Raw genomic sequence first — 6,334 nt, forward strand, 5'->3', positions numbered from 1 at the left:
GACATAGGCAGCGTCGATTGTGACGGCCGTGCCGTTGCGGTCGGGCGCATCGTAGGAGATCTCGTCCAGCACCCGCTCCATCACCGTCTGCAGCCGCCTCGCGCCGATATTCTCGATACTGGCGTTGAGGTCGACGGCGACGCCGGCGAGCGAATCGATGGCGTCGTCGGTGAAGGTGAGCTCGACGCCCTCGGTCTTCATCAGCGCGATATACTGCTTGATCAGGCTGGCCTCGGTCTCGGTCAGGATACGGACGAAGTCCTCCTTCTCCAGCGCACGCAGCTCGACGCGGATCGGCAGGCGTCCCTGCAATTCCGGCAGCAGGTCGGACGGCTTCGAGACGTGGAATGCGCCCGACGCGATGAACAGGATGTGATCCGTCTTCAACGGCCCGTATTTGGTCGCCACCGTGGTGCCTTCGACCAGCGGCAGCAGATCACGCTGCACGCCTTCACGCGAAGGGCCGCCCGAAATGTCAGACCTGGCCGCGATCTTGTCGATCTCGTCGAGGAAGACGATGCCGTCATTCTCCGCCGCGTCCAGCGCCCGGCGCACCACCTCGTCCTGGTCGAGCAGCTTGTCGGACTCGTCTGCGACCAGCAGGTCGTAGGATTCCTTCACCGTGGTCTTGCGCAGCTTGGTCTTCTTGCCGCCCATCGCCTTCGACAGCATGTCGTTGATGTTGAGCACGCCGATATTGGCGCCCGGCATGCCGGGAATCTCGAAGCCGGGCATGCCGCCATTGCCGGTGTCGGCCACCTCGATCTCGATTTCCTTGTCGTCGAGTTCGCCGTCGCGCAGTTTCTTGCGGAAGCTGTCGCGCGTCGCCGGGCTCGCCGTCTTGCCGACTAGAGTTTCCAGTACACGCTCCTCGGCGTTGACATGGGCGCGCGCCTTGACGTCCTCTCGCATCTTCTCGCGCACCAGGCCGATGGCGATCTCGACCAGGTCGCGGATGATCTGCTCGACGTCGCGGCCGACATAGCCGACTTCGGTGAATTTGGTCGCTTCGACCTTGACGAACGGCGCGCCGGCCAGCCGCGCCAAGCGGCGCGAGATCTCGGTCTTGCCGACGCCTGTCGGGCCGATCATCAGGATGTTCTTCGGCATCACCTCTTCGCGCATCTGGCCTTCGAGCTGCTGGCGGCGCCAGCGGTTGCGCAAGGCGATGGCCACGGCGCGCTTGGCGTCCTTCTGGCCGATGATGAAGCGGTCGAGTTCCGAAACGATTTCGCGGGGAGAAAATGTGCTCATATCACTAAATTCCACTTTGCCACTGCTTGATGGCCTCGAACGGATGCAGCAGCATGATCACGTTGAGCGTCAGATTGTCCCGGATGAGATAGCCGGTACCCAGTTCGAAGAGGACGGCGAGGCTGACGATCACCCATATAGGTAGCCTTCGCGCCATCACAAATCCCAGCACCATGGCCAGTGTGTCGGACACCGAATTGATGATGCTGTCCCCGTAATAATCGAGCGAGATGGTGCCGGCGCGGTAGCGCTCGATGATGAACGGGCTGTTTTCGAGGATTTCCCAGCCGCCCTCGATGAGGACGGCGAATGCCAGCCGCAAGCCGATCGGCGAGCGCGGGAACAGGAACCGGGCCAGCGCATAGAACAGGAAGCCGTGGATGATGTGCGAAAAGGTGTACCAGTCCGAAATGTGCTGGGAATTCTCCGAACTGTTCACCACGCCATGCCACAGCTTGACATAACCGCAGGTGCAGATCGGCGGATGGCCCATGAGATAGAGCGTGACGGCCTGGGCGACGAGCAGGCCGGCGACGATAATCAGCCCCATCCGCCAGCTATCCTCGTAAGCAGAAAGGCTCTTGTCCTCGCTGGATGTGGCCATGCCTGGATTACCCCTCTTGCGCGTCTTCGGCGTCGATCGCCATCAGCACGGCGTCGCCATAGATCGATTGCCTGCGGTCTATGGCCCGAAATCCCGCCTTTTCATAGGCGCGAATGGCCCTGATGTTGGCGGGATCGGGGTCGATGATGACGCGCGGCACGCCTTCCTCGAACAGGTCTTCGACGAACTGGCGCACGATCGCCGAGCCATGGCCGATGCCGACCAGTTCCGGCCGGCCGATCGAGAGATCAATGCCGAGCGTGCCGAACGGCTGATCGGCATAGGGATGATCGTCCTCCATATGCGGGTCGTAGCTTTGGAGATAAGCAATCGGCTTGCCGTCGAGCTCCACGATCAGCGGCTCGACGGAAATACTGTCTATGTGATCGGCAATCTCTGTGATTCCCGTCTCGGGATCGTCCCACCATTGCGCAACATGCGGCTCGGCCAGCCAGCCGGCGATCATCGGCAGGTCCTTTTTGGTGACCGGCCGAAAATCGTAGAGCACCACCCTCTCAGGCGGCATCGAGCGTTTCGACGACGAAATTGTTGTTGGTGTAGACGCAGATGTCGGAGGCGATCTGCATCGCCTTGCGGGCGATCTCCTCGGCATCCTTGTCGGTGTCCATCAGCGCGCGCGCCGCGGCCAGAGCGTAATTGCCGCCCGAACCGATGGCCATGACGCCATGTTCGGGCTCCAGCACGTCACCATTGCCCGTCAGGGCCAGCGAGACCGACTTGTCGGCAACCAGCATCATCGCCTCCAGCCGGCGCAGATAACGGTCGGTGCGCCAGTCCTTGGCGAGCTCGACGCACGCGCGGGTGAGTTGGTCAGGATACTGTTCGAGCTTTGCTTCGAGCCGCTCCAGCAGCGTGAAGGCATCGGCGGTGGCACCGGCAAAGCCGGCAATCACATTGCCGCCCTTGCCGATGCGGCGCACTTTGCGGGCATTGCCCTTCATGATGGTCTGGCCAAGGCTGACCTGGCCGTCGCCGGCGATCACCACCTTGTTGCCCTTGCGCACGGTCACGATCGTCGTGGCATGCATGGTCAATTCATTGGACATTTCCTGCTCCGAGCAGCGCCATCCCTTTAAAAGGCGATTTGGCGCGGTACGAGTGACTTTGATCGGCCATATGTATGCATGGGGCCAATGATTGCAAACCGCTCGATAGCGGCCGGGATCGCAACTGGCAATCGCCGGATCATGCTGCTAGAAGGCTCTCGTTTTCAAGCCAGCGAGCGCTTGAGCCCCGTGAACCGGTCACGATCTGAACCACTGGCACAAGGATAGAGTGATGGCGCCCCGTTCCGCCGATGCAAGCCGCAAGACCAGGGAAACCGACATCTCGGTGTCGATCCATGTCGACGGCTCCGGCAAATCGGACATCGCCACCGGCGTCGGCTTCTTCGACCATATGCTGGACCAGCTTTCCCGCCATTCGCTGATCGACATGACCGTCAAGGCCAAGGGCGACCTGCACATAGACGACCACCACACGGTCGAGGATACCGGCATCGCACTCGGCCAGGCCTTGACCAAGGCGCTGGGCGAGCGGCGCGGCATCATGCGCTATGCCTCGATCGACCTTGCCATGGACGAGACGCTGACGCGCGCGGCGATCGACGTGTCGGGCCGCCCCTTCCTGGTCTGGAACGTTTCGTTCTCGTCGCCCAAGATCGGCACCTTCGACACCGAATTGGTGCGTGAATTCTTCCAGGCGCTGGCGCAGAATGCCGGCATCACCCTGCATGTCACCAACCACTATGGCGCCAACAACCATCATATCGCCGAGACCTGCTTCAAGGCGGTGGCACGCGCGCTGCGCGCCGCGCTCGAGCGTGACCCGCGCCAGCCTGACGCGGTTCCCTCTACCAAGGGTTCTTTGAAGGGATAGCCTCATGACCGCCTATGTCGTGATGGAGCCACCTGGCCGCAGCGAGAAAGTCGACACGACGGCCTTTGTCCGCGACGGCTTCACCTGGCTCGGCCTGCTGGTGCCGCCGCTATGGCTCGCCTGGCACCGGTTGTGGGTCGAAGCGGCGCTGGCCTTTGTCATCATGGGCGTGCTTTCGATGCTTGGCCAGAAACTTGGCCTTGGCGTGGCCGGCTCGCTGCTGTCGCTGCTCGTCTCGCTCTATGTCGGCCTGGAGGGCCAGGGATTGCGCATCGCGGCGCTGCGCCGCCGCGGCTGGCATGAATGGGGCGTCGTCGAGGCCGGCCGGCTCGGGGACGCCGACATGCGCTATGCCCTTGAGGTCGAAGGTCTTTCGGATGAAGCGGCACCCGCGCCGCGCATCGTTCCGGATGCCGCTCTGGCGCGCCCGGCGCAGCCCGGCATGGCGCTGGGGCTGACCCACGTTCCAGGACGGCGCTGAGATGCGCGTTGCGATCATCGATTACGGTTCGGGCAACCTGCGCTCGGCCACCAAGGCTTTCGAGCGCGCCGCGCGTGAGGCCGGCATCGCGGCCGAGATCGACCTGACGGCCGACGCCGACCGTGTGCGCACCGCGGACCGCATCGTGCTGCCCGGCGTCGGCGCTTACGCCGACTGCGCGGCCGGCCTGCGCGCCGTCGAGGGCATGTGGGAAGCGGTCGAGGAGGTCGCCATCGCCAGGGGCCGGCCTTTCCTGGGCATTTGCGTCGGCATGCAGCTGATGTCGCAGCGCGGCCTCGAGAAGACCATCACCAACGGCTTCGGCTGGATATCGGGTGACGTCAAGGAGATCACGCCTTGCGATCCGGCGCTGAAGATCCCGCAGATCGGCTGGAACACGATCGAATTGAGGCGTCGGCACCCGCTGTTTTCCGGCATTCCGACCGGGCCGGACGGGTTGCATGCCTATTTCGTCCACTCCTACCATCTCGATGCGAAAAACCCCGACGAGGTCCTTGCGGTTGCCGACTATGGCGGCCCGGTGACGGCCACGGTCGCCCGCGACAATCTGGCCGGCACGCAGTTCCATCCTGAAAAGAGCCAGGCGCTGGGCCTGGCGCTGATCACGAATTTCCTGCGCTGGAGGCCCTGATGAGCCATCCGCACCGACCGTTGGCGCTGCCCCTCATTGTCCTGCCGGACATTTCTCCCCGTATAAGGACGGGGAGAAAAACGCTGTCTTCGATGTTTTCGACAATTCTGAAAGAGGCGACGAGGCCGGAACTGCCCCCTTCTCCCCGTCTCTATACGGGGAGAAGTGCCCGGCAGGGCGATGAGGGGCAGCGCGGACCTGTGATGGATCGCAGCGCTCCACCGGCCAATTCGGGCGCCCAAACGTTCCAGGAGCCCCAAGCCGTATGATCCTGTTTCCAGCCATCGACCTCAAGGACGGCCAATGCGTGCGCCTGAAGCACGGCGACATGGCGACCGCGACCATCTACAATGACGATCCGGCCGCGCAGGCCAAGGCCTTCGAAGAGCAGGGTTTTGAGTGGCTGCATGTCGTCGATCTCAACGGCGCTTTTCAGGGCCAGAGCGTCAACAGCGCCGCGGTCGGCGCCATCCTGAAAGCGACGAAGAACCCGGTGCAGCTCGGCGGCGGCATCCGCACGATTGCGCAGATCGAGGATTGGCTCGATCGTGGGCTGGCCCGCGTCATCCTCGGCACGGTGGCGGTGCGCGATCCCGATCTGGTCAGGCAGGCCTGCAAGGCATTTCCGGGCAAGGTGGCCGTCGGCATCGATGCCAAGGCCGGCAAGGTTGCCGTCGAAGGCTGGGCCGAGGCGTCGAGCCTCGGCGTCATCGAACTGGCCAGGAAATTCGAGGGCGCCGGCGTGGCCGCCATCATCTACACCGACATCGACCGCGACGGCGTGCTGACCGGCATCAACTGGGACGCCACCATCGATCTCGCCGACGCCGTGTCGATCCCGGTCATCGCCTCCGGCGGACTGGCTTCGATCGCCGATATCGTGCGCATGACCATGCCCGACGCGCAAAAACTCGAAGGCGCCATCTCGGGCCGCGCGCTCTATGACGGCCGCATCGATCCCGCAGAGGCGCTGGCGATCCTGCAGGTCAGGCCGGCGACGGAGACGCGGTCGTGAAGGTTTCGCTCATCCTGGCCTCCTATGACAGCGGCCACTATCATGGCGGCATGGGCCAGGGGCCCGACGCGCTGATCTCGGGCGGGCTGGTCGACGCCTTGACCCTTGCCGGCCATGACGTCACGGTCGAAGATATCGGCAGGGTCGGTGACGACCAGGAGCGCGAGATCGCCACGGGTTTCGCCGTCTGCAACGCCGTCTCGGGCGAGGTCCGCATCGCCCGCGACAGGGGGCGGTTTCCCATCGTGCTGGCCGGAAACTGCCTGACCAGTGCCGGCGCGGTCGCCGGCGAAGGCGCCGACGCCATCATCTGGGCCGACCAGCATGGCGACCTCAACACGCCCGAGACGTCCGTATACGGTTTTCTCGACGGCATGGCGCTGTCGACGGTGCTCGGCCTGAAGCCGGGAATGGCCGATGCCATCGGGC

The 6,334-nt window shown here is 63.9% G+C and carries 9 protein-coding genes; 5 read left to right on the forward strand and 4 right to left on the reverse strand.

The features are described 5' to 3' along the window. The 4 genes from hslU to hslV all read right to left on the reverse strand — a co-directional run. Positions 1-1,254 (reverse strand): ATP-dependent protease ATPase subunit HslU (gene hslU, locus EOA36_RS23370; protein WP_127279608.1); only part of this gene is annotated, 1,254 nt, incomplete at its 3' end. Positions 1,255-1,258: 4 nt separating this feature from the next. Next, a complete protein-coding gene (locus tag EOA36_RS23375) occupies positions 1,259-1,858 on the reverse strand; it encodes a DUF2585 domain-containing protein (protein ID WP_127279609.1) in 600 nt (199 codons plus the stop codon). A gap of 7 nt (positions 1,859-1,865) precedes the next feature. Beyond that, entirely contained in the window at positions 1,866-2,384 is a 519-nt protein-coding gene (locus EOA36_RS23380; protein ID WP_127279610.1) for a GNAT family N-acetyltransferase, read from the reverse strand. After that, complete coding sequence (gene hslV, locus EOA36_RS23385) at positions 2,374-2,925, reverse strand: ATP-dependent protease subunit HslV (RefSeq protein WP_127279611.1); 552 nt, start codon at positions 2,923-2,925, stop codon at positions 2,374-2,376. The genes EOA36_RS23380 and hslV overlap by 11 nt, the downstream gene beginning before the upstream one ends. Before the next feature lie 232 nt (positions 2,926-3,157). Here hslV and hisB point away from each other — a divergent pair, with 232 nt between their 5' ends. From hisB to EOA36_RS23415, 5 genes are all read left to right on the forward strand, one after another. Further along, positions 3,158-3,757 carry an imidazoleglycerol-phosphate dehydratase HisB gene (gene hisB / locus EOA36_RS23390; protein ID WP_127279612.1) on the forward strand — a complete coding sequence of 200 codons (600 nt, stop codon included), beginning with the start codon at positions 3,158-3,160 and terminating at the stop codon, positions 3,755-3,757. A gap of 4 nt (positions 3,758-3,761) precedes the next feature. Then, positions 3,762-4,238 carry a DUF2628 domain-containing protein gene (locus EOA36_RS23395; protein ID WP_127279613.1) on the forward strand — a complete coding sequence of 159 codons (477 nt, stop codon included), beginning with the start codon at positions 3,762-3,764 and terminating at the stop codon, positions 4,236-4,238. A 1-nt stretch (position 4,239) separates the two neighbouring features. Next, the gene (gene hisH, locus EOA36_RS23400) at positions 4,240-4,890 is read left to right on the forward strand and encodes an imidazole glycerol phosphate synthase subunit HisH (protein WP_127279614.1); all 651 of its coding nucleotides are present in this window, start codon (positions 4,240-4,242) and stop codon (positions 4,888-4,890) included. 265 nt (positions 4,891-5,155) lie between these two features. Further along, complete coding sequence (gene hisA / locus EOA36_RS23410) at positions 5,156-5,905, forward strand: 1-(5-phosphoribosyl)-5-[(5-phosphoribosylamino)methylideneamino]imidazole-4-carboxamide isomerase (RefSeq protein ID WP_127279615.1); 750 nt, start codon at positions 5,156-5,158, stop codon at positions 5,903-5,905. Next, the coding region (locus tag EOA36_RS23415) for an arginase family protein (protein WP_189553323.1) at positions 5,902-6,334 on the forward strand (433 nt) is incomplete at its 3' end. The genes hisA and EOA36_RS23415, both read left to right, overlap by 4 nt.

The sequence above is a fragment of the Mesorhizobium sp. M8A.F.Ca.ET.021.01.1.1 genome (assembly GCF_003998025.1).
In the GTDB taxonomy this organism is placed as follows: Bacteria; Pseudomonadota; Alphaproteobacteria; order Rhizobiales; family Rhizobiaceae; genus Mesorhizobium.